Origin of the sequence: Virgibacillus sp. 6R (assembly GCF_001895305.1) — a bacterium.
GTDB classification, from domain to species: domain Bacteria; phylum Bacillota; class Bacilli; order Bacillales; family Amphibacillaceae; genus Virgibacillus; species Virgibacillus pantothenticus.
The window spans coordinates 1,566,736-1,585,024 of record NZ_CP017762.1 but is presented as its reverse complement, the minus strand read 5'-3'; the positions used below and the strand labels follow the sequence as shown (position 1 = coordinate 1,585,024).

General features: G+C 37.5%; 13 protein-coding genes. 7 read left to right on the top strand and 6 right to left on the bottom strand.

Annotated features, from left to right (window positions below; all coding sequences use genetic code 11):
* The first annotated feature begins 199 nt into the window (after positions 1-199).
* From BKP57_RS07165 to BKP57_RS07145, 4 genes are all read left to right on the top strand, one after another.
* Positions 200-1,939 (top strand): T7SS effector LXG polymorphic toxin, encoded by a 1,740-nt coding sequence (locus tag BKP57_RS07165; RefSeq protein WP_083547213.1) that lies wholly within the window; start codon positions 200-202, stop codon positions 1,937-1,939.
* 21 nt (positions 1,940-1,960) lie between these two features.
* Positions 1,961-2,434, top strand: a complete 474-nt coding sequence (locus BKP57_RS07160) for an SMI1/KNR4 family protein (RefSeq protein ID WP_050351893.1) — start codon at positions 1,961-1,963, stop codon at positions 2,432-2,434.
* 1,461 nt (positions 2,435-3,895) lie between these two features.
* Entirely contained in the window at positions 3,896-4,093 is a 198-nt protein-coding gene (locus BKP57_RS07150; RefSeq protein ID WP_050351891.1) for an FIMAH domain-containing protein, read from the top strand.
* 591 nt (positions 4,094-4,684) lie between these two features.
* Positions 4,685-6,040 (top strand): alanine/glycine:cation symporter family protein, encoded by a 1,356-nt coding sequence (locus BKP57_RS07145; protein WP_050351890.1) that lies wholly within the window; start codon positions 4,685-4,687, stop codon positions 6,038-6,040.
* A 381-nt stretch (positions 6,041-6,421) separates the two neighbouring features.
* Here BKP57_RS07145 and BKP57_RS07140 read toward each other — a convergent pair whose 3' ends face one another.
* Entirely contained in the window at positions 6,422-8,248 is a 1,827-nt protein-coding gene (locus BKP57_RS07140) for a methyl-accepting chemotaxis protein (protein ID WP_072741252.1), read from the bottom strand.
* A gap of 4 nt (positions 8,249-8,252) precedes the next feature.
* On the bottom strand, positions 8,253-10,253 hold the full coding sequence (locus BKP57_RS07135) for an efflux RND transporter permease subunit (RefSeq protein ID WP_072741251.1): 2,001 nt from the start codon (positions 10,251-10,253) through the stop codon (positions 8,253-8,255).
* 211 nt (positions 10,254-10,464) lie between these two features.
* Here BKP57_RS07135 and BKP57_RS07130 point away from each other — a divergent pair, with 211 nt between their 5' ends.
* Entirely contained in the window at positions 10,465-11,037 is a 573-nt protein-coding gene (locus BKP57_RS07130) for a TetR/AcrR family transcriptional regulator (protein ID WP_072741250.1), read from the top strand.
* Positions 11,038-11,299: 262 nt separating this feature from the next.
* Positions 11,300-11,743, top strand: a complete 444-nt coding sequence (locus BKP57_RS07125; protein ID WP_072741249.1) for a DUF1801 domain-containing protein — start codon at positions 11,300-11,302, stop codon at positions 11,741-11,743.
* Positions 11,744-11,913: 170 nt separating this feature from the next.
* On the opposite strand, the gene BKP57_RS07120 is transcribed toward BKP57_RS07125, so the two are convergent.
* Together BKP57_RS07120 and BKP57_RS07115 are read right to left on the bottom strand one after the other, a co-directional pair.
* Positions 11,914-13,335, bottom strand: a complete 1,422-nt coding sequence (locus BKP57_RS07120; protein WP_050351885.1) for a carbon starvation CstA family protein — start codon at positions 13,333-13,335, stop codon at positions 11,914-11,916.
* Between the two features lie 141 nt (positions 13,336-13,476).
* Positions 13,477-14,094: a hypothetical protein gene (locus BKP57_RS07115; RefSeq protein ID WP_072741248.1), complete on the bottom strand. Its 618-nt coding sequence runs from the start codon at positions 14,092-14,094 to the stop codon at positions 13,477-13,479.
* Between the two features lie 136 nt (positions 14,095-14,230).
* On the opposite strand from BKP57_RS07115, the gene BKP57_RS07110 reads away from it, so the two are divergent.
* Positions 14,231-15,805 carry a glutathione ABC transporter substrate-binding protein gene (locus tag BKP57_RS07110; protein WP_050351884.1) on the top strand — a complete coding sequence of 525 codons (1,575 nt, stop codon included), beginning with the start codon at positions 14,231-14,233 and terminating at the stop codon, positions 15,803-15,805.
* 455 nt (positions 15,806-16,260) lie between these two features.
* Here BKP57_RS07110 and BKP57_RS07105 read toward each other — a convergent pair whose 3' ends face one another.
* The gene (locus BKP57_RS07105; protein WP_050351883.1) at positions 16,261-17,271 is read right to left on the bottom strand and encodes an ABC transporter ATP-binding protein; all 1,011 of its coding nucleotides are present in this window, start codon (positions 17,269-17,271) and stop codon (positions 16,261-16,263) included.
* Positions 17,240-18,271: an ABC transporter ATP-binding protein gene (locus tag BKP57_RS07100; RefSeq protein WP_050351882.1), complete on the bottom strand. Its 1,032-nt coding sequence runs from the start codon at positions 18,269-18,271 to the stop codon at positions 17,240-17,242. The genes BKP57_RS07105 and BKP57_RS07100 overlap by 32 nt, the downstream gene beginning before the upstream one ends.
* Between the last annotated feature and the right edge of the window lie 18 nt (positions 18,272-18,289).

Below are 18,289 nucleotides of genomic sequence, written 5' to 3'. Positions count from 1 at the left end.
TTTATAGCTAACATCTACTAAGACGGGATTTACACAAAATTATTGACACACCCACAAAAAACCACCTCCTGTAACCATAATCGAAATGAGTTACGGGGAGGTGGCATTTTTCCCATAAACAATTCCATATATTTTTTACTTTTAGTATAATGCAACTAAAGGGGTTACATTGAAATGATTACCAAGGGGATAGGAGGAGATGTTCATTAAGGCGCTTTATGTAAGCGACCTTCATAGCTATATCGACAAAACCATATCGCAGCTAGAACAAATACATACACAAGTAAAAAACATCCAGAAAAGCATAGAGGGTATTATAGCTTTGGAGGATGCGTTTAAAGGGAAAACGGCTAACTCTATTCGAACCTTCTATCAAGAGGTACACATGCCATTTCTGTTGTTCCTAGAAGGTTTTATTACGAATTACTCCGATACTTTACAGGAAATGAAAAAGTCGGTTCAAGACATGGAACCAAACAAAGATGGGGTTATTCGCGAGGATTTTCTTTCTCAAGATGTGCAACGAAGTTTTGAACGAATGGAACAGATTACTATGGCGTTAACGGATGAGGCAAATGCCGTTCTTCACTCGGTTAAAGATATTATTGACATTCGCGATATAGACGATGGGGAGTTCCTAGATAAAGTACAACACGCGAAAAAGCTGAACCGTCAGACGATAGAGAAGCTCCACGCCTTTGACCGCCACAATACAGCTAAGCTAGAACCCATTGAACAAGATATTCGCATGATGAATTATATTAGTCAGATCCGTGAGTTAGGAAACAATGGAAAGTTACGTATTGATAGGTACCAAGCCAGACAGCTAGATGACCAAAAGTTTCACAAAGAACTTGTAGCTGGTATTGAGAACAAGGCTGTTAGAAACGCAATTGGGCTTGAGGCAGTTCTTGGCGAAGCAGGCAAGCTTCTACTCTCTAGGTATACTCGATTTGCAGCTATTCCGATTCAGTATTTACAGAAACATTTTGGATTAAAAACCATGGATTATAGCTATCGAGCTATGCATGCAGCTGTAGCAGCATCAGGTGACCGTTTAACTACAGGAGAATTTTCTTCCATTGAACACCAAGTAATTTCCGCAGTAGAGGTCTCGGACTATAAAAAAGTGAGACAGGGAACTTACTATACATTGGTGGATGGTAGGATCGTAAGGAAGTTCCAATCCGAATCTGGAAGTGTAGAATATGAATTAGTGGATACGATTCCTGAAAATCGATGGAGACCCAAGAAGCCAGAAAAAAGCTGGCTAGAAAGAAGTATGGATGATGCAAAAGAAATGGGAGGAAAAATAGCAAAGGAAGCTTTTGATTTTCTCATTTGGGATGATGCAAAAACGTTAATGGATCCAAGAGCATCCCAACAAGAGAAGGATATAGCGGCAGCTTCTCTGATGCCTCACGGAAGAGTTTTTAAGCTAGTTAAAGCTAGCGGAGTTATTAAATTTGCGGATAAAGGAAAACATACAGCGAAGAAAACTAAGAGTACAGGGAATCTCGTTAAAATTTATGGTGTAAAAGAGTATATTAAGGATGTTGAAAGGATTACTGGGAGAAAAATACCAGATAACCAAAAGATTTTACTTAAAAAAGAGTTAAGAGAAGTTGATTATTCCGGTAAATTGCCTAAAGGAGAGATAATTAAGCATAGAAAGGAATTTCAACGTAAAAAAGATAAATTAATTGATGAGTGGGAGAAGAACACAGGACAAAAGTGGCCTACGTATTCAAAGCCTGTACTTTCAAAAAGAGGAAGAGTGTATATTGAAAAAGGCGATAGGTACGATGCTCACCACATTATAAAAAATGAACATGGTGGTCCGAATGAATGGTACAATATACATCCTGCAAAAAGACCAAACGAACATCAAAGTGGGATACATCGTAAGGATGGACCAGAAAAGAAATTGTTTAAATAATTTATTAATGGAGGAAAATATATGTATGACTTTGAATTCCTAAATAAATATGTTTCAGAACTAAATAATCCACAAAACCAAGACAAAAAGCATATAATATATCGTTTAGAAGATGATGTTATTGAAGCAGAAAAGAGATTAGGTGAAAAATTTCCTAATGAACTAAGAGAGTTCTATTTAAAAGTAGGGTACGGCTTTATATGTAACTTTGATAAAACTCGTAGAAATAGGTTAATGGATCCTCATAGTGTAGCAGATTTTATACTCGGTGAAGATGATTTTATAGATTCAACCATTAGAGAATTATATCCAGATAATATGTTAGTATTTTTTGAAGTTGGAGAGGGAACATATCTTACTCTAGATTTGGAGCAGGAACAAGAAGGCGGGATTTGTCCTGTTTACTATTTTGAAGAAAAAATTGCAACATCACTTGAAGAATTTTTAAAGAGGATGGATGAAGAAACAGATTATTATATTCATTTAAATGAATAGATAATTACTACTTAAGTTTAAATTTGCGAGTAGTGGTGGAGTAAGTTAATTATGTAATGTTTTTAATTAGTACAACTTTACAAGGATGTTATTTTTAAAAAAATAACATAAACATAACCGATAAAAATAATAGAGAGAAATCCGACGAAAAATAATAGTGTTTATATTTTATAAAGTGCATTTTTTAGGTGAAAAGAAGTGAGAAGTAATTTAAAGAAATGGTGTCAATTATGGGCGGCATGATGTAAGTCATGCCCCTACCCCCTTATATAACAAGGGTTGAACGGCAACACTGATTTTTTTGACCCCATTTAGTCAAAATTGATGTAATAAGCCGCCTTGAACACTTGATTTAACAAGAATTTGGAGTGTTGGTTAGGTGATATTTGAAGAAAATCTCACAAAAACATCACAAAATTTTTAAAAAGTTATTTTACCAAGGATGTTTCCGTAAAGATTAGATACCTTTTCGGTTGCATCCTTTTTATTTTATCCGTCACATGTGTATAAATTCGCATAGTGGTATCAATATCTTCATGTCCAACACGCTTCATGATTGTAGCGATGATATGTTAAAGCAGGAGTCGTGGGACTCGTATTAGTTATATGGAAAGTACAGGAGACTCAATGGGGCAACATGTACATTTTGAGTGCTTTTTGGTTTATGGAATGGTAGTAAAAGTAATGGTAGATCCTCAGAAAGTACTTTATGGTGATTATAATAGTAGATTTGGAGATTTAATGAATTATAAAGTCTACCACTTTACTCAAGGGCAATTGAAAACTTCCTATACTTACGATGCGCTGAAGACTATTCATCCGACGAGAACATTCTGTAGTATTTAGAGCTAGTGACGGTAAACAACTTTATGCTAATGGTTTGAAAGACAACCTGTATTCTGTTTATCATATAAAGCATAAGCTACTGCGGCTTTTTCTATTCAACATGCTATTGATTACAGTAATAGGTGGAAAAATACAGTAGTAAGGAAGAATAACACTAGGGAAGAACACGGTAGTAATTGATAAAGTAACTAAAAAACAAATGTATTCTAGAGAGGATTTAAGTTGGTACAATTATGCTGTTAGAAATAAAAAGACTGTAGAGCCTATAGCCTCGTTCGGTTTTTACTTAATGCAGAAAATTTCGCTAAAAAGTACAGAGAAGGCACAGTAATTATAGACAATTTAAATGATTAATCCTAGCCCTCACTCCGGGGCTTTTTCTTTTCCCACACAAAACCACCTCCAATAATTATAATCTCAATGAGTTACATGGAAATGGTGTTTTTATTTACATCAAATCTATTTGAACCTTGACTGGCAAAATGCCTTTCAAGGTTTTTTACTTTAGTTTAGAAATCGGCTGATATTTGAGTGGGACAAAAATGAAAAAGAAGCTTCCCAAAAGTTTGCTCAACTTATGAGAAGCTTCCATTCATTATCCTCAATGTTAACAAAATGTTAAATATCACACTCTCATCTTACATAAACCTTGATATAACAAGTGTTCAAGGCGGCCGTTATAAAGAAGAAAAGGCTTTCGCCAGTGATGCTGTTGCAGATGCGCTAAAGCGTCATTGGACAGCTATAGACCATTTTGAAAACAATGGTTTAGCTGACAAAGTTGCTAAACATGTTGATGGGTTTAAAGCGTAGCTTCATCATCAGTTTGAAAATGACCAGATATCTGAAGAAGTGTATCATAGACTCATGACTGAGGCGGAATCCATGACCGGACAGTGGGGGTAATTTCTGCTATTGACAAGCTAGTCCAACAAAAAGTTCCGGCCATCAAGAACGGTGGTCAGAACTTTTTCTTTATTTTTGAATCGTAAATATTGTACCTAGCCTAGGGATCCAAAAATCTTCAAGAAAGGATGAAAAAACCTCCCCCATAGAGCAATTAAAGGCATACGGGGGATTTTATATAGATCGTTGATTATCTACTAGTTAAAATACTAAAATATTTTGATTAAATAACAGCAGTCCTTCAGAAAAGAATTACTCCACCGCTCTTCAATACTATTTAGACTCATATACGTTGATACAGAATGCTGAATCAGTTAACTTCTCCAATTTCTCTATTTGAAAAGTCATTCTTGACATAATACAGAATTTTCGATTTACTAAGAATAGAAAAACAAGCAAGATAGCACACCACTTTTGATAGACCAAAGACCGATTACGAGAGGGGAGGGAGAGGATTTTTTAACAGCTTGATATTACTTTAAAAGAAGGGGGAAGCTTATGGCACAGATTGAAAAATTTTTAAGTCAAGTTAGTAGTATTGTTTGGGGCTTACCTTTGCTTGTGCTTTTAGTAGGCACTGGCGTGTATTTAACGATCAGGCTTGGTGCGCTTCAAGTGCGTTCATTACCTTATGCATTAAAACTCGCTTTTTCAAGGAATCAAGATAAAGAATCAGATGGGGATATTTCTCACTTTCAGGCGTTAATGACTGCTTCGGCAGCGACAGTCGGGACTGGAAATATTGTCGGGGTAGCGACAGCGGTTCTGATGGGTGGACCTGGTGCTATCTTCTGGATGTGGCTAGCTGGTTTTTTTGGCATGGCAACGAAGTATGGAGAAGCGATTTTAGCTGTAAAGTACCGTGTGAAAGATGCAGAGGGAAATATGGCTGGGGGGCCCATGTATTATTTGGAACATGGGTTAAAACAGAAATGGCTCGGTGTGCTGTTTGCAGTATTCGGTGCTCTTGCGGCTTTTGGGATTGGCAACGGAACGCAGTCCAAAGCCATTGCGGATTTAATGAATGATACATTTTCTGTTCCATTTTGGGTGACTGGTGTTGTATTAGTTATTTTTGCTGGGATGGTTATTTTAGGTGGGATTAAGTGGATTGGTCGTGTAACTGCTTTTTTTGTGCCGATTATGGCAATATTTTATATTCTCGCTGGAATTATAGTCATGATTATGAATCTTAATCTTGTTCCAGAAGCACTTGGAACGATTTTTACGTTTGCTTTTACTGGTGAAGCTGCTGCTGGTGGGGCTGTTGGTGCCGCCATACGATTCGGGGTCGCACGGGGCTTGTTTTCCAATGAAGCTGGCTTAGGATCTGCTCCTATCGCTGCAGCTGCGGCCAAAACGGATTTACCTGGCAGACAGGCGCTCGTTTCTATGACGCAGGTTCTTATTGATACATTTATTGTTTGTTCTATTACCGGAATCACCATTGTCATGTCCGGTGATTGGCAAAATGAATCCATTAAAGCCGGGGTGTTGACTTCTACTGCTTTTGAAACTTTATTAGGAAGTGCAGGTCCGTATGTTATTACGCTTGGGTTACTGTTTTTTGCAACATCTACCATTTTAGGATGGGGGTATTACGGGGAAAAGTGTTTCCAATACTTATTCAAAAATCCTGTTGCTGTCAGAGCTTATCGTACTGTTTTTGTTCTCTTTATTTTCGTCGGTGCAACTGCGTCCCTCGATGTAGTTTGGACGTTGGCTGATGTTCTAAACGGATTGATGGCTGCTCCTAACTTAATTGGTTTGCTTGGTTTGTCGGGTGTCATTATTTATGAAACAAAACGTTTTCAGAAAAAAGCTAAGGAAGAACAGGAGCGAGCAGCTTCGTGAGTTTCCTAGCTCTGCTTCAATAGGTACCTGTCCATTTTACTAATATTGCTAAGTGGATGTACTGCTTTTAGTATAAACTTCTAAAGTAGAAAAAAACGGCGACTCTCTCCTGATATACTAGGCTGGAAAAAGTGAGAGAATAGTGAATGTAGAATTGAAAAAATCCGAACTATTCGTATTCTAAGTGAAGAATTTCGAATGATAGTTCGGATTTTCCATTCGCTACGTTGCTAAACGGGTCCCGCGCGCCTTTGTTATTGGAATCTTGATGTGTACGTTAAATGTAGAAGTAATTTATGAATCCACATAGAGTAGCAAACTCTAAAAGCATCATGCATAAAGTTAGCCTCCTTGGCATTATCACAAGGAGGCCACCATTCCTTACCGAAATAGATCCAAAAATCGTTCCCAAATCCCTTTTTCTTTGTCTGTTTTTTCAGGTGTTTCTTGCTCTGGTAGTTCAATGCTTTCTGTTTGCAAGACAAACTGTACGACTTCCACATGTTTGTTTTTATCAGAAATAAAGGAGCTTGGTCGATAGTCGGAATTATCATATTCCTCCATCATTTTCTGTGTTTCCTGTTGGATTTGACCTGGTAAATTACTAGTAGCTTCTTGTAGCTGTTTGGTACCAGTGTGTAAATCATTTACCCCTTCACTCGTAGCCGCAGTTCCGTCAGCTAACTTTTGTATACCAGTATCAAGCTCTTGATACGATGAAGCTAATTCACCGACTCCTTCCGTATAGCTTACTAAGCCATTATGGAAATCCTGGTAGTCGGAAGAGAAGGAGGCAAAGCCTTTCTGGATCTGAGTAATAACATCCAGCTCGTTCATTGTTTTGGTTGCCTTCTCTATTTCGGCTGCCATTCGATTTAAATTCGCAGCCATCTCATTAGTTACACCCGACGACTGCTGCAATGCAACTGTCACATCGTCAAATGCACGTTTGGCATGGTTGTATGTTTCTTTGGCTGTCTTTGCTGCTTGATACGTTTCTACCAACTGATCAATCACATTCTGATCTGCATTACTTTCATACAATTTATTAATCTGTGCGTCGCTTATCGCATAGGACGGGATTCCGTTCATTGCTTCATCCAATTGACTTTTTGCTTTGCTATAGTCTTGTTTAAGACCATCCATAGCTTTTGCAGATTCTTCTAGCCCATTTGCTACCTCGCGCAGGGTAGTTGGTAATTGTTGTAGCTTGCCTAAATCTACGTTACCTGTGCTTTCCTGCACGGTTTCGTTGATCGAAACTAACGCTTCTTTTATAGATGTAGAGCCATTTATTAACTCATCCGAAGACTGATTTAATTCATTCATTCCATTTTTATATTCTGTTGAGCCATCGCTAAGCTCCTGTGCACCTTGATTTAGTTCGGCAACACCTGTTTTTAAGTCACCAACACCTGTATGAACTTTACTTATCGCATTAGCTAGTCCCTGCATTTCCCCGGTTACGCCACTCGTATCAGGATTTTCAATCGACATCGAGTAAGGTGCTGCGTTTATTTCTATCGGTTCCATTTCAAATTCAGACACATCTGCTGAGATAATATAGTCTTCCTCTTGTTCAGGCATGACGGTGAAGTTTATTTGTTTATTCTGACCGGCGTTTGCTTTCGTTCCTTCAGGAGCCTGAATATTTTCAAACTTCGTTGGGTCTAATGTCACTGCTATTTGTAGCAGGTAATTCTCAAAGAATTCAGGATTTACTTCGTCATTACCAGAAGTAGAAATTTGTATTTCCAATGAACCGCTCTTACCAGCTAGTTCTTGTGGTTGTATTTTCTTTCCATTGAGTAAATAGGTAATGGAAATGTACCAAGGCAGCGCTTTGTTTTTTAAATTTCCCTGGTAGTAAAATTCCTCTTCTTCCTTCGCCTGAAATTGAACCTTACCACTACTTTTTTCTATGTCTGTCAGATTCGTTAAATTTCGTACAGAACTGTATTTACCATAATCGATCATTTTTCCCGGTTCTGTGACACGGAAGGTATTGACGACATATATGTCTTCTAACCCTCCATTTGCATTCATATTTCCGTAGATCACTTCATCTTTCGACTCATAATCTCCCGTCTTTTCTTCGCTTTTTGTGGTTTTCGTATCGTTATCTTCATTCGCAAAAACGAGAGAAGGAAGAGTCGCAAACACGAGTATAGTAATCAATAGCAACAGACTTATCTTTTTAGTTCGCAACGTATCACTTCCCCTTGTAAAAGTTTGCTTTCCATGTGGTTTTTTCAATGACTTTATCAAGTACAATCAAAAGTGCAGGCAGTACTAACACAACCATGATAAACGCCAGCAATGCACCTCTTCCTAACAACAGTCCAATAGAAGCGACAATTTTATTAGAAGATGTCAACCATAGAATAAATCCTACACTGGATAAGATAGAGGCTGAGACACCAATCGAAAAGATTTTTTCATCGATTGTTTTTTTAATTGCCGGTAATGCATGCATTTCTTTGCGATTTTCTTTGTATGCTTCTGTTAAAAGAATCGCATAGTCCACCGTTGCTGCCAGCTGAACGGTACTAATAATGAGATACCCTACATAAACGAGTGGAGTATTTGTAAAGTAAGGAATTGATAAATTGATCCAGACAGCAGATTGAATTGTAACTAATAACACGACCGGAAAGGAGAGCGATCGGAACGTTATGAGCAGTACGATTGCGATTGCTATCACGGTTAAGAGGTTAACAACGGTATTATCCTTTTCCACTACTTGTTTCATATCGTATAAGGTGACACTTTCACCTAGTAAATGATAGTCTTCATTATAGTAATCCGATGTGAGTGATTTAATTTGGTCAATAAAAGCAAATGTTGCTTCTCCCTCTGTGTCTACCGATGTATTGACGATAATCCGGCTGTAATTATCCGAAAAGAATTGTTCTGTAACCGATGCCTCAAGGTATTCAGGTGGGATTGCTGGGCTAACCGCGTCAACGTAAGAAATGGTGCTTTTTACTTCTGAAAAATCTTTTAACTTTTGTACTAAACTCTCTTCTTTTGCAATATCACCTTTAGGCAACAGTAAAACCATCGGCGTATGCTTTCCAAACACTTTTTCAATTGCAGCTTCATCGCTATAAGCTCTTGACGCTTCTGGTTGTTCGCCAATACCATATATGAAATTGGTTTTGCTTTGACCCAAGAACGAAGGAATAATCAAGATTAATAGAATAATTAACGCAGGGATGCGAAACTTAGTTAATGTTTTACCAACATTCCGTATACTAGGTAATAGCTGCTTATGCTCTGTTTTATCAATCCAGTGATAGAACATTAACGTTAACGTAGGTAGGAACACCATGACACTGATAAAGCTAAGTACAATGCCTTTAACCAAGTTAAGCCCCAAGTCTGCCCCAATTTCAAAATCCATAAATGCCAAGGCGATAAAACCGAAAAATGTTGTCGAGGCACTTGCTGCAATCGCCGGGAATGAGCGTTTTATCGCCATCTGCATTGCTTCTGCTGGAGAATCTGTTTGCTTACGATAATCTGCGAAGCTGTGTAGCAAGAAGATGGCATAATCAAGCGAAACCGCTAACTGCAATATTGGAGCTACGGATTGAGTAATGAATGATATTTCACCAATAAATATATTGGTTCCCAAGTTGATCAGTACAGAAATACCAATTGCTGTCAGGAAGAAGACTGGTTCGGCCCATGATCTAGTTGACAGGATAAGTATTAGGATAATGATCGGTACGAGTAATGCGGTTGCATACACGGTTTCTTTTCCGGTCATTTTTTGGGAGGTTGCAGTATCGAGTGCTTCTCCAGACATTGCATTTTTTTCACCAATTAATTGGTAAATAGCATCGGTTGTTTTTACTTCTTTTCCTTCTTCAATGTGGAAGGAGAATAACCCATTTCCATTTTTATAGTAGGATTCAACCGTAGCTGAGTCTGCCACTTCAATTGGTGTCTTCGTATCGATCGCATCATCCAACCACGTTACTTCGGAAACACCTTCAATTGCTTCTAGATCTTTTTTGAAAGCCAATGCTTCTGGAATATTTATATCTTTTATCATCACACGTGTATTAGCTACTGCACCATTAAATTCCTCTTCCATCGTATCCATAGCAATAGTGGATGGAGAAGCTTTCGGAAGGTAGTCTACCATACTATAGTTTATAGAAACTGCGAATTGTGCAAATGTACTAATTACTGCGATGATCATAAATGTAATGACTACGGCTTTTTTATGTTTGATAATTTTTGCTATCCAATCAATCAGTACTCACCCCTTCTTGCGTAATAATTGGAAACCATTTATTATTATATTATACATCGTGTTGGATTAACAACAAACAGTTTACTAATTTACGTGCAGAATCCAACATTTATAAAAAATGTGTTGAATAAAATTTTAAAGAAAGTGTGAAAAATTTATGAACGAAAAAATCGATCGCCGAAAAAAATATACACGAATGGTACTGAAGGATAGTTTCATTATGTTGTTAAAATCAAAACCGCTTTCCTCCATTACGGTGAAAGAAATTTGTAAACATGCGGACGTTAATCGTTCCACTTTTTATGCACATTATACAGATCCATATGATTTACTGATGAAAATAGAAGCAGAAATTATAGCGGATATGAATACATATTTAAGTCAACAAAATTTTGCCGAGACAGAAAAGGCGTTACAAACAACAGAAAAACTATTGGAATATATAGTTTCAAAGTATGATATCTGTCAAACTCTGTTAAACGAAAGTGAGAATACATCCTTTGAACAGAGGGTAATGGATGTCGCAAGAAAATTCCTCATCAATAATTGGATGGATGAAAATAAAATGGCAGCTACCGATTCAGCGTATATTAGTACGTTTATTATTAGCGGCAGTATTCATGTCATTAAACACTGGCTAGCAAATAACATGGATAAAACCCCTCAACAGATTGCTCAAATTATCAATAATATTGCTAACAATGGCATCAGGGGGATAGAAGTAGATTAACTCATATAAAATCATTTATTTGTCTTCATTTATGAAAAATGGCAAGTTACGGTTGGAAGTAGAAAGGCTCCAGCAAATAAACTTAAAAGTGGATAATACAGCTATAGACTTAAATGAATGAAAGAAATATTTTGTATATCGTTTTTTGTGGATGGGTCAATTAAGCGTTAGCGATAAAAATGGTTAAAAATGGACTGCTACTTGAAATAGTGTACTTGATTGGTTTTTATAAAAGGACAATAAAACGATGGGAGCGCAAAACATGTGTCAAACGAATGAAGTTAGCGAATATATAAACAATGTGGAAACGAAATGGAGGGATGCCTTCATAGAGTTGAAAAAAGTAATCGACCAGCATATTCCAAGCGGTTTCCAGATGGAAATGCAATATGGCATGCCTTCATATGTGGTACCTTTATCTGCTTACCCTGACGGATATCATTGTAAACAGGACACTCCACTGCCATTTATTAGTATTGCAGCACAAAAAAAGCACCTTGCTGTCTATCATATGGGAATTTATGCAGACCAAGCATTGTTACATTGGTTTGAAGATGAACATCCTCATCATACGGACACAAAATTAAATATGGGAAAAAGCTGTATTCGATTTACGAATCCTAATAAAATTCCTTATCAGCTCATTGGAGAGCTTGCTTCTAAAATGACAATAATGGATTGGATTGCGTTGTATGAAAAAAATTAGCGAACATAAATTTGTTACGAGAGGACAAAATGATAGGGAATGTTTCGTGATGGAAAAAGTAATATGACATAACCTCAATATGGAAAAAGTGATTATGAAAATAACTTCAATATAGAAGCAATTAATTAGCCTGCCGCTACGATAAACACGATATATCGGCAGGCTTACATTTACATATCTACTTTTAACTTATTTGTTTTGTTCGTTTGTGCTTTTTTAAAGAACAGGAATGTTAGAATAACAGTTAATATAGCTCCGATAATAAATGAAACATTCAATTCCAGTCGGAAGCCGATTTGTGCATTTAGAATATATACAAACACCATATAACTCATAAAAATGGCGGGTACCATTGATACGAAATAGTTTTTTCCTTTGACAAACAAATACATTGTTGCTATCCACAATGCAATTACTGCCGTTGCTTGGTTGGCCCATGAGAAGTAACGCCATAAAATATTAAAGTCAATTTTAGTTAAAATGTAAGAAATAGCAAATAAAGGAATAGCAATCGCCAAGCGGTTAAATATTTTTTTCTGGCCAATGTTTAAATAATCCGCAATAATAGAGCGTGCAGCACGGAATGCAGTGTCTCCAGAAGTAATTGGTAGTACGATCGCACCTAGTACGGCAATGGTTCCTGCAATCGCACCAAGTAATGTAATAGCAATTTCATTTACCGCGGCAGAAGCAGTACCTTCAGCAATAATTCCGCTTAATGTTTGTCCATCAAAAAGGCTCATAGCAGCAGCTGCCCAAATCATTGCAATAATGGCTTCAGCAATCATCATGCCATAAAAGATATACCGCCCTTGTGATTCCTTTTGTGTTGTTCTCGAAATAATCGGTGATTGCGTTGCGTGAAAGCCTGACAAGGCACCACAAGTAATCGTAAAGAATAATATTGGAATGACTGGCAGATTATCAGGATGCATATTCGTTACGTTCAGCTCTGGGATCTTATAATCTGAAAACAGCAGTGAAATTCCAATTGCTACCGTGCCAATTAACAAGATAGCACCGAGGATAGGATAAATCCGTCCAATAATTTTATCAATGGGTAAGACAGTAGATAGAAAGAAATAAAGGAATATCGTTCCTAAAATTATCGAAAAAGCAATCCTTTGATCTAGCAATATATCAATGAGTGATGCTGGTGTAGTAACGAAAACGGTACCGACTAAGATTAATAATAATAGAGAAAAGGCATTTACAATATGTCTGGAAGCTTTTCCTAAAAATCTTCCCGCCAATTCCGGAATGTGCGCCCCTTTATTACGTATAGAAATCATCCCTGTTAAATAATCATGCACAGCCCCAGCAAAAATAGACCCAAGAACGATCCATAGAAAAGCAACTGGACCGAATAAAGCTCCCATAATTGGACCAAAAATGGGACCTGTACCAGCAATATTGAGCAATTGTATCATCGCATTTTTTTGCTTACTCATCGGCACATAGTCAACGCCGTCATTGTTAGCGTAGGCGGGTGTGCTTCTCTCATCACTCGGTGCAAATAGCTTATCAATAAATTTTCCATACGTGAAATAAGCTACGATTAATAAAATAATAGATACAATAAACGTGATCATTCATTATCCCCCTTTGATGTAATCATGTTGAAAACGCTTACCACATCTAGTATACCTAGGGGAGTTAGATAATTAAAGTAATTTGCGACAATAATATATTAACGAAATTTATTTGAAATAAGAAATGCACCATGCCATGATTTATTTGCCAAATAAACACGTGTATAATGAAGAAATTGAAAAATTTCCATTGATGCCTTTCTTTGGTAACAAGTAAGCAACTGTTTGCTCTTTGGATAGCCCGAGCTGGAGCAGTCCTTTTGCTATCGTTCTTAAATACGGCCGTGCGGGAGTATGAATGGCTTCTTCCTTCATTGGATTAGGATTAGTAAAGGTAAATAGAGGGCGACCATTACTAGTTCCAAGGTACACAATTCTGCCATACCACCCAGTCAGAATATTTGCAAATGCCTGTTCCATAATGGACTGTAAATCTATTTGTAATCGATGTATATTATTTTCTTGTGCGACAACTTCAATGAACTGTTGTTCAGTAATCAAATATTTTCTTCCAATTGTTATTTCATTAGCCATGCTTCGATGATCTATAAAGGCAACTCCGCCAGCACCCCATTTGCTTTGCTCTTTGGAAAAATAAAGAGGGTAAGGAAGATCAATACGATCAGTACCTTTAGGAGTGGATTGATCATGGCAGCCTCTTTCAGGTTTGGTTGATCCTTCTGGAGTTTGACCATAGATATAGCATAAAAAACGCTCTTCTAATAGATTTGAACCGTAGCTTACATACCATACATCCATATTACCGCTCTCCCTTATCAGGTTACTGACTATCATAACGAAAAATGAGACAAAAATACATAGCTGAAATAATAATTGAAAATTTTATTATTTTGTGATAATAATAATAACAATAATCAATTAGGGGGAAGACACCATGAAACGAAGACCGCTCGCTATTGTGATGATCCTATTTATAATTTTTCTAGCCGCTTGTGCAGGAGGAGAGAACAGTACTGGAGAAGGGGTATCTGTGAAAGATGGGAGTAAGAAGAGCCTAACAGTTGATCTGTCTGCAGACCCTGTTTCCCTTGATCCACATGCAGCAAATGATGGTACATCGCTGTATGTGATGAATGCCATGTATGATACGCTTGTTGCAATGAATAAAGATTTGGAGATAGAGCCTGCTCTAGCTGAAAGTTTGGAACAAATAGATGATCTTGTCTGGGAAGCTAAAATTAGACAAGGTGTCAAATTTCATGACGGCAGTGAGTTAAATGCTGAAGTTGTAAAAGCAAATCTGGATAGGGTGCGCGATCCTGAAGTTGGCTCCCCATTATCTTTCTTGTTTGATATGATCAGCACTGTGAAAGTAATAGATGATTATACCGTGCAAATTGAAACAAAATTCCCTTTTGCTGCATTACCATCGCATTTAGCTCATCCAGGAGGACATATGATCAGTTTAGAAGCAATAAAGAAAGATTATCAGCAAATGGAAGATGGTGGAGAACCATTTACGTATATTAATGAAAACCCGATAGGTACTGGATATTTTAAATATGATAAACGTGTAAATGGAGAATTTGTTTCGCTTGTTAAAAATGAGGCTTATTGGGGAGAACAGGCAAAAGTCGATCAAGTTACTTTTAAGACAGTTCCAGAAGATGCGTCTCGAATTGCTGAGCTAAGAACTGGTGAGGCTGATATTATTTATCCAGTTAATCCGAATGATGTAAAGCAAACGAATAGCAATAAAGGAACTGCTGTTCATGAGACAGAAAGTGCAAGTATGTCTTACTTAGGTATGAATAATAGCAAAGAACCATTTCAAGATAAAAGAGTAAGACAAGCAATAGCTATGGCGATTAATAAACAAGAGTTGGTGGACGGTGTGTTTGCAGGCGTTCCATTAGTTGCAAATGGTCCTTTGGCGTCAACGGTTAACGGTCATAGTAAAAATGTTGAACCACTTGGCTATGATCTGGAAAAGGCAAGGGAGTTATTAGAGGAAGCTGGTTATGAAACGGGCTTTAGTGCATCCATTTTAGCTTATGATCGCACAACTTCTGATATAGCAGAATATGTTCAGGTGCAGCTGGAAAAGATCGGTATTGATGTAAATATTGAACAGGCTGAGGTTGGTGCATATTTAGAAGTAACAGGAAATGGAAGCTTTGATATGTTTATCGGTAGCTGGGGTACGGTTACACTTGATGCAGACTATGGTCTATATCCAATGTTCCATTCACAAAACGCAGGAAACGCTGGGAATCGTTCCTTTTTTAACCATAAACAAGTGGACGAATTATTGGAAAAAGCAAGGCAAACATCTGATGAACAGGAACGCCTGCAATTTTATGAAGAAGCACAACAAATAATAGTTGACGAAGCTACCATTGTTCCACTATACCATTCTGTCCTCCTAGCAGGATTGAGAGAAGAGGTAAAAGGATTTTATCAATACCCAAGCAGCTTTCCATTTTTACGGGATGTGGAGATTAAATAACGGGTTTATCCCGCATGTAAGGTGCTGTAAGACTCTCGCTTCTAAAGTTGGAGGTAACGACAAACAAATCTAAGTGGGAGATAACGTCACCCTAAATGCATGATTTGTTGAAGGATCTTGAGATCATACCCTTGTAAGATAAGAAAGCATAAAATTAGGTCCTTGGGGATAACAAAATAACCGAATAGCCACGTCCGGCTCTATCGCCCCATGACTTTTACAGATAGACATAATGGATACATTAAATAAAGCAAACCAGATGCAATATACGCTGTTTACGATACTATTTGAGCAATCTTAATTGGATTGGTTGGTTAATGCAAACGGAACTAAATACTGTCTTTAAGTATATTCTAAAGCTAGCGGTACAGTTATAGCATGAACCATTTTTTGTTTTGTTCCTAATAAAAAACAGGTCTACGCCTTTTATCCATAGGCTAGACCTGTTTGGTGTTTTAGTGAGGCTGCATTTCGCCCGAAGCAATTTTTTCAATATGATGACATGCAGCCCGATGTCCTTCTTTCATATGATCCAAATTGTGTAACTCAGGTACATCCGTTTTGCATAACTCCGTTGCAAACGGACACCTCGTATGGAAGCGACATCCAGTTGGCGGATCTATTGGAGAAGGAACATCGCCTTTTAGGATAATGCGTTCTTTTTTGTTTTCAGGATCAGGTGCAGGTATCGCTGATAACAAAGCCTTTGTATATGGATGCTGTGGGTTATCAAATAACGATTTTTTATCAGCAATCTCTACGATTTTTCCTAGATACATTACAATAATTCGATCTGAAATATGTCGAACGACACCAAGATCGTGCGCAATAAATAAGAAAGTTAAATTAAAGTCACGCTGCAAATTTTTTAACAGATTTAATACTTGTGCTTGTACGGAAACATCCAATGCTGAAACAGCTTCATCACAAATGATTAGTTTTGGATCAACAGATAAAGCACGGGCAATCCCAACACGTTGCCTTTGTCCTCCAGAAAATTCATGCGGATAGCGATCAATTTGTTCTGCATTTAAGCCAACTGTTTCTAACAGTTCAATCGCTCGTTTACGACGTTGGTCTTTTGGAACAATATTTTGAATGGCCATTGCTTCGGTTAAAATTTGTGCTATTGTTTGACGTGGGTTTAACGAAGCATATGGATCTTGAAAAATAACTTGTAAGTCTTTTCGTTTTTTTCGCATTTCACTTTTGTTTAGTGCTAATAGATCGCCGCCATCAAATTCAATTTTTCCTTCCGTAGGCTCATCTAGACGAAGAATGGATCGTCCGGTTGTCGATTTTCCGCAACCTGATTCGCCGACGACACTTAAAGTTTCCCCTTCATAAATTTCAAAAGAAATATCGTCGACCGCTTTGACGTGGTTTACGGTTCTTCCTAGAAATCCACCTTTAATTGGGAAATATTGTTTTAAATTAGTTACTTTGAGTAGCTCTTTTTGGGCCATATGCCTTCACCTCCGGATCTCCATCCCAACGATCAGTATAGATCCAACAACGCACTTCGCTATCGCCTTCTATATGATCAAGGGAAGGTAATTCCTCCATGCAGAGCTCTGTTGCAAACGGACATCTTGGTGCAAATCGACATCCTTTTGGCATATCCTTTGGACTTGGAACGTTGCCTCTAATAGGTTCCAGTTCATCAACGTCTGTATCATGACGAGGTATGGACTTCAATAAGCCTATTGTATAGGGATGTTTTGGGTCTTTAAATAAAGATTTCACATCTTGGTATTCAACTACTTTACCACCATACATCACGGCAACATAATCACACGTTTCCGCTACAACACCTAAGTCATGTGTAATCATAATTACCGACATACCAAGTTTTTCTTGTAAGTCATTTATCAGTTCTAAAATTTGTGCTTGAATTGTTACATCTAAAGCCGTAGTCGGCTCATCAGCAATCAGTAAATCTGGATTGCAGGCTAGTGCCATGGCAATCATAACGCGTTGTCTCATCCCGCCCGATAGTTCATGCGGGTATTGTTTTACGCGTTTATCCGGAGAAGGAATTCCAACTAACTTTAATAGTTCAATCGCTTTTTTCGTTCCGCTTTCTTTTCCTAAGCCTTGGTGTACTTTTAGTGTTTCACGAATTTGCTGACCAATGGTATAAACGGGATTTAACGAAGTCATTGGTTCTTGGAATATCATTGAGATCTCATTACCACGAATTTGACGAATTTCTTTATCTGTCAATTTCGTTAAATCTCTTCCTTTAAAATTGATTTCGCCGCCCTTTACCTTCCCTGGATGATCGAGTAATCGTAAAATGGAAAGAGCGGTAATACTCTTACCTGAACCTGATTCTCCAACAATCCCGATTGTTTTTCCTTTCGGTAATTTAAAGGAGACGCCATCAACTGCTTTTATTTCAAAATCATCTAGGTAGAAAGATGTTTGTAAATCCTTTATATCTAAAATAATTTCTTGACTCATTATAGTCACCTCTTTTCT

Excerpts from the sequence above, each read along its gene's own strand:
- BKP57_RS07110 (WP_050351884.1), top strand. The coding sequence starts at position 14,231 with ATGAAACGAAGACCGCTCGCTATTGTGATGATCCTATTTATAATTTTT.
- BKP57_RS07160 (WP_050351893.1), top strand. The coding sequence starts at position 1,961 with ATGTATGACTTTGAATTCCTAAATAAATATGTTTCAGAACTAAATAAT.
- BKP57_RS07150 (WP_050351891.1), top strand. The coding sequence starts at position 3,896 with ATGTTAAATATCACACTCTCATCTTACATAAACCTTGATATAACAAGT.
- BKP57_RS07120 (WP_050351885.1), bottom strand. The coding sequence starts at position 13,335 with ATGATCACGTTTATTGTATCTATTATTTTATTAATCGTAGCTTATTTC.
- BKP57_RS07125 (WP_072741249.1), top strand. The coding sequence starts at position 11,300 with ATGTGTCAAACGAATGAAGTTAGCGAATATATAAACAATGTGGAAACG.
- BKP57_RS07130 (WP_072741250.1), top strand. The coding sequence starts at position 10,465 with ATGAACGAAAAAATCGATCGCCGAAAAAAATATACACGAATGGTACTG.
- BKP57_RS07115 (WP_072741248.1), bottom strand. The coding sequence starts at position 14,094 with ATGGATGTATGGTATGTAAGCTACGGTTCAAATCTATTAGAAGAGCGT.
- BKP57_RS07135 (WP_072741251.1), bottom strand. The coding sequence starts at position 10,253 with ATGATCATCGCAGTAATTAGTACATTTGCACAATTCGCAGTTTCTATA.
- BKP57_RS07105 (WP_050351883.1), bottom strand. The coding sequence starts at position 17,271 with ATGGCCCAAAAAGAGCTACTCAAAGTAACTAATTTAAAACAATATTTC.
- BKP57_RS07145 (WP_050351890.1), top strand. The coding sequence starts at position 4,685 with ATGGCACAGATTGAAAAATTTTTAAGTCAAGTTAGTAGTATTGTTTGG.
- BKP57_RS07100 (WP_050351882.1), bottom strand. The coding sequence starts at position 18,271 with ATGAGTCAAGAAATTATTTTAGATATAAAGGATTTACAAACATCTTTC.
- BKP57_RS07165 (WP_083547213.1), top strand. The coding sequence starts at position 200 with ATGTTCATTAAGGCGCTTTATGTAAGCGACCTTCATAGCTATATCGAC.